At 55.1% G+C, this 19,503-nt stretch carries 22 protein-coding genes; 1 reads left to right on the forward strand and 21 read right to left on the reverse strand.

What is annotated here, in order from left to right:
- Positions 1-72 precede the first annotated feature (72 nt).
- The 11 genes from O3660_RS07040 to O3660_RS07090 form a co-directional block, all read right to left on the reverse strand.
- Positions 73-828 (reverse strand): hypothetical protein, encoded by a 756-nt coding sequence (locus tag O3660_RS07040; protein ID WP_371464754.1) that lies wholly within the window; start codon positions 826-828, stop codon positions 73-75.
- A 158-nt stretch (positions 829-986) separates the two neighbouring features.
- Complete coding sequence (locus tag O3660_RS07045; protein ID WP_371464755.1) at positions 987-1,586, reverse strand: hypothetical protein; 600 nt, start codon at positions 1,584-1,586, stop codon at positions 987-989.
- Between the two features lie 241 nt (positions 1,587-1,827).
- On the reverse strand, positions 1,828-2,952 hold the full coding sequence (locus O3660_RS07050; RefSeq protein ID WP_371464756.1) for a DUF6094 domain-containing protein: 1,125 nt from the start codon (positions 2,950-2,952) through the stop codon (positions 1,828-1,830).
- 257 nt (positions 2,953-3,209) lie between these two features.
- Complete coding sequence (locus O3660_RS07055) at positions 3,210-5,585, reverse strand: SNF2-related protein (RefSeq protein WP_371464757.1); 2,376 nt, start codon at positions 5,583-5,585, stop codon at positions 3,210-3,212.
- Between the two features lie 262 nt (positions 5,586-5,847).
- Positions 5,848-6,159 carry a hypothetical protein gene (locus O3660_RS07060; RefSeq protein ID WP_371464758.1) on the reverse strand — a complete coding sequence of 104 codons (312 nt, stop codon included), beginning with the start codon at positions 6,157-6,159 and terminating at the stop codon, positions 5,848-5,850.
- A gap of 71 nt (positions 6,160-6,230) precedes the next feature.
- Positions 6,231-6,491 carry a hypothetical protein gene (locus O3660_RS07065; RefSeq protein ID WP_371464759.1) on the reverse strand — a complete coding sequence of 87 codons (261 nt, stop codon included), beginning with the start codon at positions 6,489-6,491 and terminating at the stop codon, positions 6,231-6,233.
- Between the two features lie 72 nt (positions 6,492-6,563).
- The gene (locus O3660_RS07070; RefSeq protein ID WP_371464760.1) at positions 6,564-6,908 is read right to left on the reverse strand and encodes a hypothetical protein; all 345 of its coding nucleotides are present in this window, start codon (positions 6,906-6,908) and stop codon (positions 6,564-6,566) included.
- A 110-nt stretch (positions 6,909-7,018) separates the two neighbouring features.
- The gene (locus O3660_RS07075; protein ID WP_371464761.1) at positions 7,019-7,414 is read right to left on the reverse strand and encodes a hypothetical protein; all 396 of its coding nucleotides are present in this window, start codon (positions 7,412-7,414) and stop codon (positions 7,019-7,021) included.
- Between the two features lie 80 nt (positions 7,415-7,494).
- Positions 7,495-7,830 (reverse strand): molybdenum ABC transporter ATP-binding protein, encoded by a 336-nt coding sequence (locus O3660_RS07080; protein WP_371464762.1) that lies wholly within the window; start codon positions 7,828-7,830, stop codon positions 7,495-7,497.
- A gap of 268 nt (positions 7,831-8,098) precedes the next feature.
- Positions 8,099-8,692, reverse strand: coding sequence for a hypothetical protein (locus tag O3660_RS07085; RefSeq protein ID WP_371464763.1), 594 nt, complete (start codon positions 8,690-8,692; stop codon positions 8,099-8,101).
- Positions 8,692-9,303, reverse strand: coding sequence for a DUF3275 family protein (locus O3660_RS07090; protein ID WP_371464764.1), 612 nt, complete (start codon positions 9,301-9,303; stop codon positions 8,692-8,694). The genes O3660_RS07085 and O3660_RS07090 overlap by 1 nt, the downstream gene beginning before the upstream one ends.
- 53 nt (positions 9,304-9,356) lie before the next feature.
- Between O3660_RS07090 and O3660_RS07095 the strand changes: the two genes are divergently transcribed.
- Positions 9,357-9,686, forward strand: a complete 330-nt coding sequence (locus O3660_RS07095) for a hypothetical protein (RefSeq protein WP_371464765.1) — start codon at positions 9,357-9,359, stop codon at positions 9,684-9,686.
- Positions 9,687-10,064: 378 nt separating this feature from the next.
- Here O3660_RS07095 and O3660_RS07100 read toward each other — a convergent pair whose 3' ends face one another.
- From O3660_RS07100 to O3660_RS07145, 10 genes are all read right to left on the reverse strand, one after another.
- Positions 10,065-10,214, reverse strand: coding sequence for a hypothetical protein (locus tag O3660_RS07100; protein ID WP_314268888.1), 150 nt, complete (start codon positions 10,212-10,214; stop codon positions 10,065-10,067).
- A gap of 385 nt (positions 10,215-10,599) precedes the next feature.
- A complete protein-coding gene (locus O3660_RS07105) occupies positions 10,600-11,094 on the reverse strand; it encodes a DUF3577 domain-containing protein (RefSeq protein WP_107825739.1) in 495 nt (164 codons plus the stop codon).
- A gap of 402 nt (positions 11,095-11,496) precedes the next feature.
- Entirely contained in the window at positions 11,497-12,009 is a 513-nt protein-coding gene (locus O3660_RS07110; protein ID WP_371464766.1) for a hypothetical protein, read from the reverse strand.
- 18 nt (positions 12,010-12,027) lie between these two features.
- Entirely contained in the window at positions 12,028-13,110 is a 1,083-nt protein-coding gene (locus O3660_RS07115; protein ID WP_314268893.1) for an AcaB family transcriptional regulator, read from the reverse strand.
- 328 nt (positions 13,111-13,438) lie between these two features.
- Positions 13,439-15,031, reverse strand: coding sequence for a hypothetical protein (locus O3660_RS07120; RefSeq protein ID WP_371464767.1), 1,593 nt, complete (start codon positions 15,029-15,031; stop codon positions 13,439-13,441).
- Between the two features lie 2 nt (positions 15,032-15,033).
- Positions 15,034-15,552: a hypothetical protein gene (locus tag O3660_RS07125; protein WP_371464768.1), complete on the reverse strand. Its 519-nt coding sequence runs from the start codon at positions 15,550-15,552 to the stop codon at positions 15,034-15,036.
- Positions 15,553-15,567: 15 nt separating this feature from the next.
- Positions 15,568-16,305, reverse strand: coding sequence for a hypothetical protein (locus O3660_RS07130; protein WP_371464769.1), 738 nt, complete (start codon positions 16,303-16,305; stop codon positions 15,568-15,570).
- Positions 16,302-16,898 (reverse strand): hypothetical protein, encoded by a 597-nt coding sequence (locus O3660_RS07135; RefSeq protein WP_371464770.1) that lies wholly within the window; start codon positions 16,896-16,898, stop codon positions 16,302-16,304. The genes O3660_RS07130 and O3660_RS07135 overlap by 4 nt, the downstream gene beginning before the upstream one ends.
- Positions 16,891-18,510 (reverse strand): ParB N-terminal domain-containing protein, encoded by a 1,620-nt coding sequence (locus tag O3660_RS07140; RefSeq protein WP_371464771.1) that lies wholly within the window; start codon positions 18,508-18,510, stop codon positions 16,891-16,893. Before O3660_RS07140 ends, O3660_RS07135 begins: the two co-directional genes overlap by 8 nt.
- Entirely contained in the window at positions 18,507-19,418 is a 912-nt protein-coding gene (locus O3660_RS07145; RefSeq protein WP_371464772.1) for a ParA family protein, read from the reverse strand. The genes O3660_RS07140 and O3660_RS07145 overlap by 4 nt, the downstream gene beginning before the upstream one ends.
- Positions 19,419-19,503: the final 85 nt, after the last annotated feature.

Here is a 19,503-nt window from a genome sequence, read left to right on the forward strand (position 1 = left end):
AAAAAAAGCGGGTCATCACGCCCTTGCGGGTGCGATAACCCGCAGGGTTAAAAAACAGACTAGCGGCGGTGTTTAATCGTCTTCGTCTTCATCATCGTATATCCAGCCGAAATGCTCGCGGGCAAATGCCTCAAACTCGTCATCTGGACAAGGTTCGTTGTACAGGCAGCCGTCTTCGCCGTAAAACGTACCAGCAAAGCCGCCGCCTTCGTCGATATAGCGTGCCTCCAACTGCAAGTCGGGGAAGGTTTCAACAATCTCGGCGAATACCGGCTCCGGCGGACTCCATGCGGTATCAAACTCAACATAGATTCCCGTATCGGAAAACGTGCCGATATGCTGGTGGTAGGCATTCCACTTGGTTCCCCAGTAGCGGTTACGCCATTCATACCAGGTCGGGCAGCCGTACAACTCGATGTTGCAGCGGATTTGTTCGCCGTAATCCAAGTTGATGCCGCATTTGGCGGCCAAATCGGGCTGTTGTCTGAACAAGGCTTCCACGTCGGATACCTTGTCTTTCTTCCAGTTGATTTGTCCACCCGCGTGTTTCACAAGGTTGTCATACAGTGCCTTGTATTTGGCTTGCAATACGGCGGCCGGTCGTTCTTTATCGATGGCAACCCACTTCTGCATCGACGAGGTCAGCGAGCCGGCCTCGATGTCCAGTGATTGGGGCATCGGAATCAGACCGTTGAAATCAACCACCAGCCTGATGTTTTCGTCGTCGCTGCTGTCCGGTATGCCCGAAGCAAACAGCACGGCTTTCAATTCAGCCAGCGATTCGGCGTTGCCGCTGATGCTGACTTGGTTGGTTACATGGTTAGGCATAGTAAAAACTCCTAAACGGCAGGAGCCGCCGCCCCACAGGGGCAGAAGCCCCCGCAGGGTTGGCAAAAAAGGGCGTATGCCCCGGTTGGTAAAAATACCGCCGCCGGACGAATCCGGCGCACCGTTTCAGGCGGCTGGTGCTTTATCGGAGCGGCCTGCTATTTCAGGCTGCCCAAATGGCTGCGGACGGTATCGCACGCCCAGTTGTAAACGACTTCCCAGCAGACTTTGTTCGGCTGTTCCAGCACCACATCGGCGTTGTAGCCGAAGTCGTGCAGGCTGAGACCTTTGCCGCCCATCCAGTCAAAAATGCTTTGACGATGGCGGCCGTACAGCCAGCGGGTGTCGTTTTCGGTCAGCTTGGCCAACACGGTCGGCAGGCTGCCTACATCGTATTCCACGTCTTGTAGCAGATAGAGGATGTCGGCTGTGCCGGACGGCAGTGCGGCATTTTCAGGCTGCCTTGCGGCAGGCGGGATAACCACCGCCGCCGTGTAGCAGTTGCTGCTGCGGCAGGGCGTGTTTTCAAAAACGTTTTCCCTGCGGACGTACTCCGCCGCCGGCTCAACCAGTTGAATCAGGGATTTGGCATAGCCCACTCTCTGCTCCAAAAAACGGCCGACTGCGTCCTGTATGGTTTCCTGCGGGTGTTGCAGCGGGAAAACCGTTTGGCCGTTTAACGCCAAAGCGGCTTCTTCCGCCGTCTCGAAACAGTCTTTGAACCAGACGATATAGGTGTTGGATAAAACTTCTTGCATAACAGACTCCTAATGAAAAAAGCAGGCTGCCATGCGCGGGGCACGGACACCCCGCTCGGGTTGAAGAAAAAGCCGTAACTGCACGAATGCGGTTGATGCTGTTTAACGGCTGCATCAAGACAGTAAAACGACTGCCGGCGTGTGAAACAAAGTCGGTTTTTCAGGCTGCCTTCGACCAACAAGGCAGCCTGAAAAACCCACCTTGCGGCAGGTTTGGATAAAAGCCGCAGGGCGGCAGGGTTTAACGAATGGTCAGCACCTCGCCGTATTCCGGCGAACCTTTGGTCAGATTGACGGCGCGGATACTCGGCACAAAGCGGTCAAGCGCGGTGGTGGTTACCACCAGCCGGTCTTGCGCGTCATACTCCTCGGCAGTGGTTACCACTTTGGTTTTGTGCGTCGATCCTTTGACCAGCAGCCTGCGGCCGTCGGCAGCGGTAACAATACCGCTGACCTGTCCGGCGGCCAGGGCCAGCGCGGAATGCCACTGCCCCAGCGCACACAGCGGGCGGCGTTTTTCCTGCACCAGATGCGCGCCGAACCAGTGTCCGAAGTGCGGCCACAGGGTTTGTCCATGCAGCGCGGGCAGTTCTTCGGCCAGCACGTCGGAGGAAACCTCTAAGCACAGTGGCTTGAACGGCTTGACAGCAGCGGGCGGTACTTCGTAACAGCAGTCCGCTTCGCTGCCGATGTCTTCGGCATGTTCAGAAGCCAGCAGGGTTTGGGTTTGCTGCTGCACCAGTTTCTTGCCGATTTGGCTGCGGTTGGCGGCTTTGATGCCCATAATGACCACCTGCCGGTAGGTATCGACTCCTGCTTTGAATATCCGTATATCGGTAAAGTAGGAGGCAATTTCGCGGCAGAAGCCTTCGGTCAGTGCCTGCGTGGGCACAATCAGCACCAGAATGCCGCCGGTTTGCAGCACGCCTGCGGTTTTGGCGAAAAACACCTCTTCCAGCCGTTGCGCCTTGCGGTTGTCCAACTGGTCTTTGGCGGCAAAACCGTAAGGCGGGTTGAGAAACAGCAGCCCGACGGTTTTGGCCTGCAAGATGCAGTTTTCGATGTCGGCGCGGACAAGGTGCTCCAAACGCTGCGCGGCAGCATCGGCACGCTGTCTGTCCAGTTCGATACCGAAGGTGCGGCAGCGGCTGCCGCAGGTGGTCAGATAATCAGCTAACGTTTCTAGTGCCAGACCTTCGCCGCAGCACGGGTCAAAAATACGCACTTCGCCGCCGCCGATGTCCAAGCGGTCGGTAATGCCTGCCAGCGTGGCTTCATCGGTGGGGAAGTAGCCGTTTTTGATGTGGTTGTAGGCCACACGGTCAAACATCAGATGGTTTTGTTGGGGGTGGGATTGGGAAAGCATATCGGCCTCCGTAAGAAAAAGAGGCCACCCCCGCAGGGACAAGCCCCTGTTGGGTTGGAAAAAAGTGAAAAAGGTTGGAACAATGCCGTTCCTCCACGAACGGAGGCGATGCTGTTTAACGGCTGCATCAAGACAGTAAAACGACTGCCGGCGTGTGAAACAGGTTTTTTCAGGCTGCCTGAACGCATCAGGCCGTCTGAAAAAACCTGCTTGCCGAGCCGTATCCTTGCGGACACGGTTCGGGGCAGGTGCGAAGCCTAGTCCGCCGCAGCGGTCTGGCTTTTCTCAATCAGGCGTTTGGCCAGTTCAACCTCAACGGAATCGCCGGACTGGTTGAGGATGTCCAAGCCCGAATCCGGCATGTCGCCGGAGGTGGATTGGGTTACGGCGATCTTTTTGCCCATCAGTTCGAGGCAGATGTGCTGCGCCGAATCTTTGTAGCCGGCGAAATACACTTCCACGTCTTCCGTCTGGCCGATGCGCCACGAGCGGCGGGCGGCCTGCATCAGGGTATAGACGTTGTAGCCGGTCTGCATGAAGTAGATGGTGGGAAACGCCAGAAGGTCAAGGCCGGTTTTGACCAGCTCGGGGTTGCAGATGACGACTTGGCAGCCTTCTTCCAAACGGTCGGTCACCCAGTCTTCGCGCTCGTCGGCCTTAACTGTGGCTTTCATCACGGCGGCTTTGATGCCGTGCCGCTGCAAAAGCTGTTTCAGACGGCCTGTGGTGTCGCGGGTGTCGGAATACACGGTATAGACCAGACAGCGTCTGCCGCGTTTCAGGCTGCCCTGCACCACTTCCAGCAGGTCGGCTTCTTTGGGCGAAACGTCTTGCGACCCGTACTGCGCCGGCGTGTAAAACAGGGTTTCCCGCTTGCGCTTCCAGTACACCGTTTCTTCCTGATGGCAGCAGTCCGGCCAAGCCAGCAGGGCGTTCATCACCACGCCGGTGAGCGAGTTGTCGCGCTTGCTTAAAGCCACTTTCAGGTAGCCTTTGAGCACGCGCTCCATCTGCTGATACACCGCTTTTTGCGCGTCGTCCATGTCCACCGGCCGGAAGATTTCCCGATAGCCCGGTAGCACGCCTTCGCCCAAATCGCGCAGTTTCAGAAACACCGTCAGCGGCAGCACATAGCGCATGATGCCCAGCGGCGAGAAGCCCGGCGCTTTGGCGGTGCGCACTTGGTTGCGGGTGGCTTTGGAACTGTTGAACGCTCCTTCGCTGTACTCGCTACCCAAATGGCTGCGCGTGATGTCTTTCAACACCCCGTGCTTGCGCATAAATGCCATGCCTGCCGTGCCGAGCGTACCGGCCTTGTTGTAGCCGAAGCCGTCGGCCAGCATGGACTGCGGATCAAGCCGCCACAGCAGGTAAAACAGGTCGTCCGCGTAGCCGCCCATCAGCGTGCCGGTCAGACATAGCACTTTGCGTGCGCAGCGTGCCAGCACGCCCATCGCCTGCCCTTGGGCAGTGCCGTAGTTTTTGTACTCGTGTCCCTCGTCCACCACCATTAGCCCGAAAAAATGCTTGGGCAGATAGCGTTTGACGAACTCGGTCGGCTGGTAACCGCCTTGTCCCAGCGTGAACTCGGCTTTGCTCAAAGCACGATCCAGCCGCGCCGCCTGACGGTCGCCGAACACAAACTCGCCGTTCTCGTCCATCAGGTTGGAAAACGCCTGCACGTTGTTTTCCAGAATTTCGGCCAGATAGCTTTCGCCGTAGGTCTGCACCAGCTTGGCGGCGGTTTTCGGGCCGATGGTCGGCAGTACCGAAATGGCTTGGATGACCCGCTCGTACACCGTGCTTTGGCTGCCGTTCTGCTCCTTGCGGCACAGCGTCCACAGCGGTTCGCCGCACTCGCACGATGCCAAACTTTTACCGCGTTTGGCGCGGCAGAACAGGCGGTTTTTTGACAGCGCGTCGTTCAGGCTTTGCGCGTCTTCATACGGCTGGTTTTCCGCATCGGTGATTTCGCTGCCGCATTTCGGACAGCAGAACAGCTTGCGCCGTACGCCGTCTTCGCTGCGATAGCGCACCGCATATGCCGGCCGCCAGTGGTAGCCCATGCGCATCCGCACCCGTCCTAGTACGAAAAACTCCGGTACCGTCGGGATTTCGCGACAGTGGCGGCGGATATGCAGCAGCTTGACCAGCGTGTCGGTGCCGTTGAGCACCCACACTCTCGCTTCCGGCACGGTTTTGAGGATTTCGCGCCGCCATTTGTACACCAGATGCGGCGGACTCAATACCAGCGTGCGCGTGCAGCCCTGATGGTGCATCGCCGCAGCGGCGGCAATTGACATCATGGTCTTGCCCGTGCCCATTTCCGCATTGATGACCGCAGCGGGGCGGTCTTCGCGCAGCAAGAGTTGCAATACCGCCCGCACCACTTCGCGCTGGGCGGCAAACAGCGGCCGTGCCAGCGCATCCAGCACGCGCTCGGTTTCGGGATACGTCTGCCCCTGATACAGCGGCCGGTTCTGCTCGGTTACCGCCTGAAACAGGCTGCCGCCGAAATCGGCCAGAAACTGCGACAGCGGCATTTCGCTGCCGGAAGCTGCTTCGGGGTTTTCAGGCTGCATCGCCTCGGGTGTGGCAGGCAGTACGGCGGGGGTTTCGTTGTCGTAATACATAGGGTTCTCCTAAAAAAACGGGAACCCTGCCCGTAAGGGGTGGGTTCCCTTACAGGGTTGGAAAAACGCTGCAAGCAGCGGTTGGGAAAAAGCCGCGAACCCACGATCGGGTGTGATGCTGTTTAACGGCTGCATCAAGACAGTAAACGACTGTCGGCGTGTGAAACAGGTTTTTTCAGGCTGCCTGAAAGCATCAGGCCGTCTGAAAAAACCTGCTTGCGCAGGTTTGGTAAAAAGCCGCAGGGCGGCGGGGTTGGTAACTTTACCGGTATTCCCGGATGAACTCGTTGAAAAAGTTACGGAAGGTGATCGCTTCACCGATGGTTTTAAAGTAATCGGACACACGACTGTAGGGTTGGAGAAAATCCGGCTCGTCTTCGTGATAACAATTTCGGCCGACATAGAATCCGGCACCCGAACACATAATGCGCAGGTCGGAAACACAGAGACCGGTCATCACTTCTAGGTCGTACTGCGGCTGGGAAGCGGCGAGGCCGTCCGTACCGCCGTATTCGGCTTCGATGTCGAGGCAGCAGGCTTTGCGGTAGAGGGTTTGGGAAAGGTTGAGGGACATGGCAATACTCCTGAAAAAAAACAGGGATACCTGCCCCTATGGGGCGGATACCCCAAAGGGTTGGCAAAAAATCAACGTGCGCAATCGTTGCGTTCACAGAACAGCGTGCTACTGCCGTCTGCGCTGCGACCTGCGGTCAGACCGCACAGCCAGCCACGACGGATCATCACAAGTGCGTACAGCGACAGCAGCAGTCTGCTGCGACTGCGGAACTCGCACATACTGTGCAGCACGCCTGCGTGCGGGTCGCAGTTTTCGTAATGGCGGCTTTCAATGCCGAACAGGCGTTCGGCGGCAGCGGCAAAACGGTGGGTTAAAGTAAAAGAAGGCATGGCAATACTCCTAAAAAACAGGGGACTGCCGCCCGATGGGGAAGCATGTCCCCAAAGGGTTGAAGAAAAAAATCAGCGTTGCTCGGATGTCTCGTTCAGTGCCAGCACCACAGTCAGCAGAACCGACAGCAGCAACAGGCTCAACGACAGCGTGCGGTGGAAGTCCGGCCCCCACAGGGCGAAGGACATGCCGTAAAACAGCGCGGTCATCAGCGAAAAGCCAATCATGAAGGGCAGATACCGCAGCAGGGTGCGGCGGCAGAACAGTTTGCGGAACATAAAACATCTCCTGAAAAACGGGGATGCGTGTCCCGCAGGGGAAACGTATCCCCACGGGGTTGGAAAAAATGCCTGTACAGGCGGACGGATAAAAGCCGTACCCTTACGAATAAGGGCGATGCTGTTTAACGGCTGCATCAAGACAGTAAAACGACTGCCAACGTGTGAAACAGGTTTTTTCAGGCTGCCTTACAGATTCAAGCCGTCTGAAAAAACCTGCTTGCGCAGGTTTGAACAATCAGGCTGCTTTAATCCGCATTCGGATAAAGTGCCTGATAGAGTTCGTCCAGCTTGCCAGTATCAATGTGGTAGCTGACACCGCCGTTGGGCGTATAAAGGTTTTCGGATACGAAGTCGGCAACAGGGCGGTCTTCAATCCAAAAACAGCTTGCTTCGCCGTTGATGTCGTCTGAAACACGGAACAGCGGCCATTTTTCGCGAATGGCAGCAGCCAGCTGATCGGCAACCACAGCTTGCGCGACATTGCCCAAAGGTGGCAAGTTTTCATAGTTGTACCATCTGGCGGCATTCCAGATTTCCTTGTCCAGGCTGCCGGACTTGTCCGGCCGCAGTCTGCCCAGCAGGGCGCACCACAGTGGGAAGTCTTCGCAAGTATGCTCGGTAAAGGCTGCATCAATCGTCATTTCGGTATCTCCGGTTAAAAACGGGAATACCGCCCCGGCGGGGATGGCATCCCCGTCAGGGTGGTTGGAAAAAAACTGCGTCAGGCTTCTACAATCCGTTCGATACGACCATACACATGGGCGCGGACTGCCGTTTTATCGGTTGCCCATACTTCGTACCAGCGTCCGTACTGCTTGACCAGAAAGAGTTTCAGCACATCGGAAAAGTCAAACGCCCAGCCGCTGACCGGTATCGCCTTTTTGAAAAAAGAGTTGTTGTTGACACCGTGCGTCAGTACGTTTTTGTCTTCCCGATCCAGCGGGATGCCCCGATTGATTTTGTCCATCAGGTCGGCGGCATAATGCTTGGCCGGTTGCTGCTCCACTGCGGTAGAACTGAATGGGTAGCAGGTTACTAAGGGTTTGGTTGGGTTCATGGTGTATCTCCATAAAACGGGGATACTCCTCCCGCAAGGGGAAACGTATCCCCACGGGGTTGGAAAGTGCCTGTACAGGCGGTTATGTAAAGCCGTCCTTCCGCGAACGGAGGTGATGCTGTTTAACGGCTGCATCAAGACAGTAAAACGACTGCCAGCGTGTGAAACAAAGTCGGTTTTTCAGGCTGCCTTGTTCGTACAGTAAGGCAGCCTGAAAAACCCACCTTGCGGCGGGTTTTGAAAAAGCCGCAGGGCGGCGGGTTGGTGTTTACGCATTCAGACGGCCGGAACGCAGTCCCTCGGAAACCAATACGTCGAAATCTTCGGGGATGCGCACATGCGCGGCCTGCAGGTTGAACAGCGTAGCATCCCCGCCGTTTTCGCGGTAGCAGCGGATGCTTTCCCGTTCGGTCAGGGCAGCCGTCAGGTAGGGCTGCCACTGTGGCAGCAGCGGCACGTCGGACAACTGCTCCACCGCCTGCCATACTGCTTTGTCCAAATCGGCAGCGGTATCCGTCTGCACAATCCACGCGCTGCGGTTGTCGCGATCGGGTTCTTCCAGCACGTCGGCATACAGGAACATATGCGTCAGCACGCCGAAATTGTGCGTGGCGTATTTGCTGATGCGTTTGCCCATGCCGTACACCTGCTGTGCGGTGGTACGCGGTGGATGCAGCTGTGCGTCGTCAGGCAGCCTAAAACCAACTTGGCGGATGCCGCCCTGCTCGGGCGGGGCGGTCAGTGCGGCCATAAACGACAGTACATTGGCATCGCGCCCGTGCAGGGAAGCGAACATTAGCCGTTCCTGATGGATAAAAAACGCATCGGCGAACAGGTCATGCGAAGAAGTGCGGTACAGCATTATGGGTGCTCCTTATGCCAAGACTGCGTGGGCGCGTGGAAACGGTAGCCCTGCTGTTTGACGGCTTCGCGCAACTGCCGGAACAGGTTGCGATCGTCCATCGACGGATCAAGCCGGATAACTGCCGCCTTGCCGGACAACATGCCTTCCAGTTTTTCCATCGAGTCGGCCAAGTCGTCTTCTTCCTGTACCGGCACAGTATCCGGCACATGAGATGTGCGGGCGGGTTCGGTTGCATCGGCAGGCACGGAGGCAGCAGGAGCTGCCGGTTTGACGGGCGGAGGAGTCTCCTCTTCCTGCTCGGCGGCGATGCCGGCCATTTGCAGAGATTCGGACACTTCCGCCACATGGTTCTGCGCCATAATCTGCAACTGTTCCCAGTCTAGATCGGCATACAGGCTGACCCAGATGCGGCCTTTGGCAAAGTTGGATTGGTTGTAAACACGGGTGAGATAGAACAGACCGTCATAAGAACCTTCGGGAAACTGGTCCAATACACGGTGCTTGATTTGAAACGCGCCGATCTGCGTTTGCAGTTCGCCGACGGTAAAAATACCACGGCTGCCGTTGCGTTCGATGACAGTGAGTTTGCCGGGAATGGCGATAGACATAATGTGCCTCCTGAAAAAAAGGGGCACACCCGCAGGGGACGCGCCCCATAGGGTTGGAAAAAGAAAGACTGCAAAAGAAAGCCGTGGCCGCACGAGTGCGGCTGATGCTGTGTAACGGCTGCATCAGGACAGAAACGGTCTGCCGGCCGGTAAAAACTTACCTGAACGCCCTGCAAAGCCAAGCCGCTCAGGTAAGGCTGCCTGAAAGCAGACAGCCGCTGAAAATACGGGCAGACCGCACCGCCACAGCGGAACGGGTGCGCCCGAAATCTGAAATAGAGACTTTCCACTGTTCACAAAAAATGTGGATAAGTCTGTCTGTAAATATCAAAGTCCCGATTGTTAAAGAACAAATTGAAGTGCTTAAAAATTCAGCACCCTAATCGCTTGCCGATGCCCGCCCGTGGGGACGGGCATCTGTAAGCAATCACAAACAATATTGGTTGTAAGCCTGCGGTTAAGGCGGGAACCGCAACCCGTACTGCCGGAGAAATAAGGGAGAGTTCGACCGATGATACTGACCGCAGCATAGTGCGTCAGAACCACGCTGTGGTCAGTATCATCAGGGATAAAGAAGCCGGATACGGCGGGATGGGAAATAAAAGAGGAAAGGGTTCTGAAAAGAAGCCTGCGCCGCAGAAGCGGCGGTACGGATACAGGCAACCGTACAAGGGGATGGATTTTCCGGGAAAGGCTGCAAAGCAACTTTTCCGGGAAAACCCACCGAAGCGGGTTTTCGTTAAATAAGACGGTTACTGGTTTTAGACTTTGAGGTTGTAACGTTTTCTCAAATCGTCGCGCTCTTTATCACTCATTTCCCGCCAAGCCTTGCGACCGGCGATAACGAGGAAAGCGACTGCACCAAAACCAATCATAAAAGTGATGGCGATAGATATCAGGCTAAACAGCATTTTTGTATCCTTTCATGATGAAAGCGACTATCCAAAGTATAGCACAAAAGAATAGGCTGAATACGAACAAAACCAACGTCGGCCAAAAAGGCCAGCCGTATTTAGTCAGTGCGAACCAAACTTGCGTTACACAAAACACGCCGAACAAATCCAGCTTGACAGCCAGAGCATCGACTTGTTTCTCGGATAACCGGCCTTTTGTCAGAAAAGACAAAATGCCTGCTTCAAGCCACCGATAGGAGTTAAGGAAAAAGTTCAGGTTCATAACCACTCCAAAAATTGAAAAAGCCGGAGCAGCAGAACCCGGAACCGGGACTGTTGCCCCGGTGGGGAGAAAAAGGAAAGAAAGCGGGTGCTTTCTTTCCTGTGCAGTCAGACTGCGGGTTTAAGCGGCAACTGCATCAGCAGGCACTTCCGAAGAAGATTCTGCATCAGGCTGACCGTCCTGCGACTTGTACCAGAGTTCGCGGTTGACTTTGACGAATTTAAATTTCAGTAACCGTGCGTCAATCGACGGTGTGGTTACTTTAATCTCTTCGCCTTTGTCGTTTTTAGCCGACGTTTCAAAGCAGACAGGTTTCAGGTCGGAGACCCGGAACCCTACAAACACAGTGGGTCTGCGTTTGTAATCTTTGTCCAAGAGCGCTGGAAATTCATCCAGCATACGGGCAAAAATCTCTTTGGCTTCGCCGCCGACAATGCGGACATCAAAACGCGATTTCTCATCGGCATCTCCGTGGAGGGCTTGGATAGTGCAGGCAAAGTACTCGGAACCCCGTTTCCCTTTGGACTGAACAATGCGGACACGGTTCAGGTAGCCGACACCGTCGGCGGTCAGGTTGAAGTAGGCGGGTACTTGTTGGGTTTGATTTGCAGACATGGTATATCTCCATAAAAACAGGGGATATACCTTGCCCCAAGGGGACAGATATATCCCCAAAGGGTTAGATAAAGAAAAGCCTAATAAGGCGTGCTTGATAAAAAAGCCGTGGTTTGACGAATCAAACCGTACAGATCGAGCGGCAGCTGTACCTTTGCTTTTTGAATGAAAGCAACAAAACATATGAAACGGTTTTATGTTTTCACAGTATAAAAAATTTGTCAAGATTTTTTTCGTGCTACTTAATTGGTTTGTCTGTCATGTATTACTTAGGATTTCGTGTGACCAGTGGTCACAAACTTTGCCGCATTCAAAAATCTGTAAAGGGAATTTACAACCTGTTTGTGTAGACTCTACACAAACTCTGCCGACCCAAAAAAATCCGTGTGGATTCCACACAACCTAACCCTGAGCCAGCTTCCCTATCGGGATGTTCTGCGACTGTGCCATCTTTGCCATCTCGTCCGCCAATGCATAAGCCGCTTTCAGTTTTTCCTGCAACCGCCGTCCTTCCGAGTGGTAACGTTTCATTGCCAGATGCACCCGCATATGCAGCAGCCTTTCATCATAAGACGCATTCGCCGCGTCCAGATAAACGGCCACTGTATCCCAGTCGGTAATATCCCTGCGCTGTTTGCCTTCGTATTCCGCCCAGCAGATGTTCGGCACATTGAATTCGCGCAGCGGATACGGTGGTGCGGCACGTCCTATCCGCACGGGAATCGTGCGGTAGGCCAGCCGCCGCACCAGTCCCATTTTGCGTGACTGCTCCACAAATTGCCTAGCCTCTTTAACCCACTGCAACACCGCTTCTTCCGTTTCTTTGATTTCTGCCTGAACCGCCTCAATCCCCCTTACCCTTAAAAGGCTTTTGTCGCACACAGATTGTTTACGGTTGGAAAACAAGTCGCCCATAGCAGCCAAACCTCCTCTTTATTCCGTATCAGAATACTCAATCAAGCCGAGTGCTAATGCTTTTTCGTACAGTTCGTTCAGACGGTCTGCTTCGATTTTTTGTACAACATACACATAAGCCGGTTTAGTTTCGTACAGCAGGACTTCTTTGGGCAGGGGAGACAGCCCGCCCGCAGCAACACCTTCTGCCAGTTTGGCAGCCAGCGCATCGTTTTCCAGCAGTGCCCGACGGTTTACTTGGCGGATTTGGCGGATACGCATTGCCGACAGGTAAATCCCTTGCAGCAGCACCCGCATTCCGCGACCGCTTTTGTGAATCACATCATTGCTGGCATGGTTGGTCATAACCCCTTTCATCCCCATCGTCATGGCCACACGCACCAGATAGTCGTAGGCCAGCAACAGTTGCAGCAGCCTGAAACCGTAGCCGCGCAAAGAAGCCACCTTAATCAGCAGCGGATTGTTGTTGGCCACCACGCTGATGTGGATACCGCCGCTACCGCAGGCTTCCAGTTGCTGCTGCAAACGGTCGGTATCCGTTGCAAGCTGTGCCGACACCGCCTCCATTTCGCTTTCCAAGCGCAACAGTTCCGCATGGGCAAACGGATTGTCGGCTTTGGTTGAACGTGCCAACTCTCCGCACAAACCCATTGCGTAACGGATGCCAGGCCAGCGCGGTCCTTTCGGATCGTTGCGCCCTTCCCACATCCGCACCGCATGTTTGGTGTGCAATTCAAAGGCATCTTCGCTGCCGCCCAACTGGCCGACATCTTCAAATGCTCGGTCTTCCGATGGATAAATTTCGTAGTCGTCCAAATCTACTGCGGCAATTGAACGCGAACGTGCCCGCCCGCTGCGGATACGCTGCCGCATAATATGCTGCTTCAACAGCATCTCATGCGCTGCCAGCACTTCCAAAGCTGCCGCATCAGAATGCCCGCTTTCCTCATCCGACAAACCGGACAGGCGTTTGCGCTCCGTTTCCCAGTCGTAGCTGTCTGAAAACACCGATTGCTCCGATACCGGAAACGCTATATCAAAAGCCTGCGCCACATGAACGGATTTTGGTTTGATTACCAGTTTCTGCTTGGTTTGAGCCATTTTGTACTCCCTGTTAGTTTGTCTGTCATGTATTGCTTGGCAATCTGTAACCACTGGTTACAAACTTGCCACACCCAAAATCTGTAAAGAGTGTTTACAGCCTGTTTGTGTGCCCCCACACAAACCTACCGACCTAAAAATCTGTGTGGACTCCACACAAACTCTGCCAATCTGAAATCTGTGACCACTGGTCACAAACCCCTACCGCATCCAAAAATCTGTGACCGAGGGTCACAAACCTTCTGTGTGGACTCCACATAAACCTGCCGACCTGAAATCTGTGACCACTGGTCACAAGTCCCTGCCGCATCCAAAATCTGTGTAGCCCCTACACACTCCTGCGCTGTTTCAAGTTTCGCAGCATCTCTTCCACCGCCTTGTCGCGTGCCGCATCGCTTTCGGCCGTTCTACGACCTTCTCGTTTCGGGGCAGGCTGCTGCGCTTGGTTTTCATACGCTGCTGCCCAAGCGGCTTGGCGTTCGCGGTTTTGTTTTGCCAGTGGCGCGGTAACGCAGATCAGTTCCCCTGCCGCTTCCTTGCGGCACAGTACGGTCAGCAGACCGAGCGGGCTGGTTACAGGTTTGGTCTGTCCGGCGATTTCGTCAAGAATCTCCTGCAAACGTTCCGCCGTGGTTTCAGGCAGCAGTTTGTCGAAGATTTGGCGGGCGTTATTTTGCAGCGACTGGCCGAAGGTTTTGGGGTAAACCAGTGCATCGTAGCGGGAAGGGGTTGGAGAAAAAAATCCGTCATTTCCCACTACCCCATTTCGTGTGCTTTCAGGCTGCCTGTGTTCCGTCTGCAAAAGGGGGCTATGGTTGTAGTTGTTCCCGATAGGGAACTGTCTGTAATCTAAAACCTTAACAATTTCCCCATTTGTCGGGTGTGTATTTTCCGATTGGTCGGCTGTGTATTCGCCCTTTTGTGAGGTATGTATTTTCCCATTTGTCGGGTATGTATTTTCCCTTTTGTCAGGTATGTTCTCCGAAAAGTGCACTACTGTATTCGCCCTTTTGTCGGGTGTATTCTCCTGAAAAGCGACTGCTGTATTTTCCCTTTTGTCGGGTATGTGTTCTGCAAAACTGTCTGTTGGAGAAACGGCGGCATTTCCGTTTTTCAGACGGCCTTCAATACTACTTTCAGGCTGCATCGGCAGGAAATGGCTGCGGCGGTTTTGCAGAGCCTGCCAGATGGCGCGGCCGTTAATCAGGGTAAAGATGCGCCGTGAGGCGTAAAAGTGTTTTTCAACGATAAACTGCCGCGCTTTGAGTTTGCTGCGGGCAGTCAGTTGGGTTTTGTAGGGCAGCGACAGGTATTTCTGCCATGCGGGGATATTGAAGCTGACAAACCAGCGTTCGCGTCCGTTGCCGCCTTTGGCGATGCACTGTTGCAGCATAAACGACAGCATCAGCGCGGAATGGATGCAGCCGGTCAGTTCAACCAGATCGCGGTGGTAGGCGATGCGCTCTTTGAAATAGCGCAGGAAAAACAGGTCGGATTCGTGCAGTGTCGGTACGGGTGCACCCTCAGGGCAGGGCACGCCGTTGGCGGCACACACCGCGCGTGAGAGCCTTTCCAAATTCAGGCGTAGTTCCAGCCGGCCTTTGCCAAAACCGAAGCGGCGGTAGCGGGTTTCAATCAAACCGCGTTCCAGCAGCTTTTTCTTGCAGGTACCCTGCTCGCGTTCGGACAGACCGGTTTCCTCAAACATCTGTACCACCGATTTGAATATCCAGCCCTGTGTGGCGGCTACATCGCGACCGTGGCGTACCCAATAGACCAGCTGCGACAAAAATACCGCCGCTTTGACCGAGCCGGCGACGGCAATCAGGCATTTGTAAACGGCAATGGTGCGCCCGCCCTGCAAAGCCTGTTTGCAGAGCATGATGTCGCGGTTGAACTCATTTGGGGCGGGCAGTTTCATGCTTATTCCGTCTCCATATTCACCGCTTCTGGTTTCAGGCTGCGGTCTTCGTATCTCACGATTCTCGGGGCACTGCCAGGTCGGTCAGTTTGTACCCAGTAATAGCCGTAATAACCGTCCTTATCGGCAGTGCTGAGTATGGTGGCGGATACTTCTTCCAAGCCGTCCTCTATTCTGATGCGGCAACCGACAGGAAGTTGCGGGCGGATGTCGTTATCCGCTACCCAGCGTTTTTCTACTTCCCTGAACAGTTTGCACAGAACCGTGCCAATTCGGGCAAAGTCTGCAATATCCCTATCATCAAAGGTGGCAAAATCGAAGCAGTTCGGGTAGTGCCGTTCCAAGCAACGCAACAGCTGATAGCCGTGCTGCGATACTTGAAAGTATTCACGGATAAAGCAGTCGCGTATCAAGACCAACTGTTCTTCGCTGAAAGAATGGAGAGACAGAGTCTCGTGGACGGCAGCCAATACCAGTTCGGGATCACGGATGTCTGGTCGGGGCGGGATATTCGTTTTCATCGTGCGTCTCCCTTTTCAGACGGCCAAAGCCTGCATATAGGCGGTGGTCAGCACAGCCAGCCGGTTCAGGCTGTAACGGCAGCGGCGCATACGCGGGAAACCGCCGTAGCCGTATTCCAGCACGCCGATGCCACACAAGGCTTCACCCGCCCGCCGCTGTTCGGCTTTACTGAGAAAGCTGCGTTCACTAACATTTTTTTCGGGAAGCAGCACCCAGTCGCTCCACGTTTCGCGCCCGCTCAGGCTGCGGTGCGGGGTTTCCGACTGGACAACGGCCAGATACAGCGCGGCTTTGAACGACAGTCCGAAATGCAGCAGGGTGCGCAGGTGCAGACGGTTGAGCGATACGGGTGGCGAGGCGATGTCAGACAACCGCAGCGCGGCATTGTTCCGCACCATTTTTTCCAAACATTCCCCGTTGAGCCGGTAGAGCGATACGCCGGTATCTCGCCGGTTTTCCAGCACGCCGGCGGTCAGTAGGGTGTCGCGCACCGCATACCAGCGACCGCGCCCCAAACCGGTCTGTTTGTGTACGATGTCTTCGTTCAGGGCAGCCCATTCGTCGTGCCCATACAGGCTGACGTAGCAGCTGAGAAAATAACCGGCGGTAACCGAGTTTAAGGCTTGGGCGAACTGGGTAACATACACCACAGGTTCGTCCCATAAGGCGGCCAGATAGGCGGTATCGTCCGCTATGTAGGTGTCGGGTACGACCATATCGGCTGTGTGTAGTAAGGCGGCATCGGGACTCATGCTTCTTCTCCCGAACAGCAAACGGTGCAGTACAACTGACCGAGGCTGTATTGCGGATACTGCGCCGCAAGTTTTTGGTAGCGGACAAAGGTATCTGTCTCATCAGCCCCTTGCTGCCAGCTTTCCAGCACCGACAACCGTTCTTCCAGTGGCAGTGCTGGAATGCGACCTTTCCCAACGGGTAGGTTCATTTCCTGACGCATCTGCCGAATGTCCTGCGGCGAGACTTCGCAGCACAGCAATAGAATCATGCGGTTGCTGCCGCCGTGTTGAATCAGCCATTCGCACCGTTGCAGGTGCAGGCTGCGCCGTTCCGAGTCGGTCGTCATGCCGTCCACGGCTGCCTGCAAATCGGGCAGGGACACGCGCACTTCCACCGCAGAGGCCAAACGGCGCGTCAGCTGGTGCATCTCTTCCGGTGTCATGGCGTGCAGGCGGGCGAACAATGCGGCGTAGCGGTGTAGTATTTCGGCATTGTCCGCCGCCTCACGCCGGTTTTTGGGCAGAACCAGCAGCGAGCCGACTACGGTCAGGAGTTGCTGGTGGACGGCAGTGTGGCCGTCCGTGCCGATACGGTAGTATTCCTTATCCACGGTTGCCCTCCTCGCTGCGATGAATGTGCCGGAGCATTGCCAGAATCTCTTCCACCGGTTGCGTGTAAGGCGTGTCGGTGGTCTGCCAGCGCAGAACCTGGTCAAGCAGGTAGTGCCGCTCGCCGATGCCCATTGTGTTGTATTCGTCAAATACCTCTGGGTCTTGGTAGGCCAGCCGCAGCGGTGAGTCGTCCGGCAGTTGCAGCAGCGGGTTGCCGCCGCCCAAATCGGGTTTGTTGAGCAGCGCGTCCTGCATGGAAACACGGCTCAGATAGGCGAACACGTCGCCCGCGTCTTCGTGCAGGTTGTCAATGACGTACAAGGCGGGCGGGTCGGCAGGACGGATACGGTGGAAGTCTGGATATTCGAGATAGAAGCCGTAGCGGAAAGCAGAATGGCTGCGGAAGCAGTGTGCCAGATGCACCTGTTCTAGCATGGTGCGCACCGCCGAATGCAATCTGCGGGCAGCTTCATCGCGTGAGAGGACGACAGGAGTGCCTACTGGCGCAGTTTCCTGTGCTGTGTGCCGTTGCGGCAGCGGGTCGACCACCGCCGCAACGGTGGTGTCGGATTGGGCACGGTTTGAGGAAATGGACGATGGAGTACGGTTGCCCGACTGGTTTACTGCCCCAGCTTCCTGCTTTTCAGGCTGCCTTTTGCTGTTTTCAGAGGGGCTGTGTGCTGTTTCAGGCTGCTTGGAAGCGTGGTCTGCTGTTGCAGCCGCCCCCGTATCATCGGACGTATTCTGCTTCGGCAGAACGTCCGCGAAGGTTTCACTAAAACGCTGTTGCAGGAATTTTTCCAAAGCGGGAAGATTCAACTCGGAAGCATCAGAATGCTTTGCCGACCATTCGGACAGGCTGCTGTGCCAGAAACTGTCAAAACGTTCGGCAAAACCGTTTTGCTCTGATAAGGCTTGTTGCTGGTTGAACAGCTTGCGTAATTCAAATGCTTTGGGGTTGGATAGGTCAGCCGCCTGCTGTTGCAGTTCCGACAATTTGTCGGCGGCAAAAAGCATCAACCCCAATGTTTTGTAGGATAAGGACAACCCGTGCGTCAGAAACAAAGCCTCCAACTCCCGCAGGCTCAGTTTCTTTTCACTTTGGCTCTGGAACATTTCACGCACCGCCGCATAGGCCTGCGCCTTGTCCCAGAAACACATCTCCGCACGCTGCTCGTTTTCAATCAGGTGGGCGATTTGAATGTCCGCTTCCGAAGTGTATTCGGTGTAGATGGCCGGAATTTCGGCAAACCGCGCATCGCCGGTTTCCGCCAGCAATTCCTGCATGATTTTGAGCCGCGTATTACCGCCCTGCGACAGCAAAAAACGGCTGCTGCCCGGACGGCGGGTAATGTGAACCGGCTGCTGTATGCCACTTTCGCGGACGGATTCCTTGATTTGGCGGTACAGTTCCGGATCGTGGCGGGTGCGCGGGTTCTTGTCGAAAAAGTCGATTTCCGCTACCGAAACATTGATAAACAGCCCCGGAAACATCTCCTCCTTGCGGCCGATGTCCATCGATGTTTGTGCAGGCTGAGGTATCAGCAGGCTGCCGGCAACCGCTTCCGGTGTCAGTTGGATTTTTGGTTTAGCGTGGACGGGATTGCTCATGACTGCACCTCCCGTACTGTTTCAGGCTGCCCTACACCTTCTTCCGGCAGCAGGTTTTCCAGATGCTCGCCAAACATATAGCAGGCAATCTGCTCTTCCTTGATTTTTGGGAATAATTCCTGAACCAACGCAATCATCAGCTGCCGCGCCGAATCGGATTTGCCTGCATGGGTATGTTCGTGGCAGTGCACCGGAATCCGCAGCGTCGCCGCTTCCTTATAGGCTTTGGCGTGAGGAATTTCCAAAGACAGCAGCTGCTTCTTGCCGTCCAAACCGCTGTTGAAATACGCCCTGATGCTCTCGGTAATCATCCGTGCATCTTTGGTACGGTCTTTGCCATAAATCAGCGCACGCAGCGGCGGCACCAGCAGATTCATCGCCGCGCCGTGGGCAAGACGCTCCAATGCCTCCTGCGTGCCGGAAATGAACTCCCGCGCACTCAGGGTTTCAGGCATAATCGGCGAAATCAGCATATTGGCCGCAAAGCAGGCCGCATCCTGAATCACGCCCACCGCACCTTTGGTGTCAATTAGGACGGCATCGTAGTTTTCGGAAATATAGGGGTGGATAAGTTTGTTGCGCAGCAGAAACGCGCGGTCGGGACGGTCGTAAACCTTGCTCTGAACATCGTCGCGGATGTTGTTGGACAGCACAATGTCCAGATTCGGATAAACCGTATTGGAGATGGTGGAACGGATAGACGCTTCGTCGTTTTTACCCAACAGCAATTCAACTGTGCCGTTGGGTGCGCGGCGGTGCAGCGGATAATATTTGCTCAAAGATGCCTGCGTGTCGGTATCGACCATCAGCACCCTGAAACCCATATCCGCCAGCACCGCAGCCAAAGCCGCCGTCAACGTTGTTTTACCCGTCCCACCTTTTGTAGAGACAACTGTCAAAATAACCATAAGAATATCCTTTTTTATCAAAAGCATATTCTCTTGAAGGCCTTAAAAGCAATCGCACCGTATCTAGGTTGAACTCACTGAAAAT

It is taken from the genome of Neisseria sp. 27098_8_139 (assembly GCF_041433195.1).
Classification (GTDB): domain Bacteria; phylum Pseudomonadota; class Gammaproteobacteria; order Burkholderiales; family Neisseriaceae; genus Neisseria; species Neisseria subflava.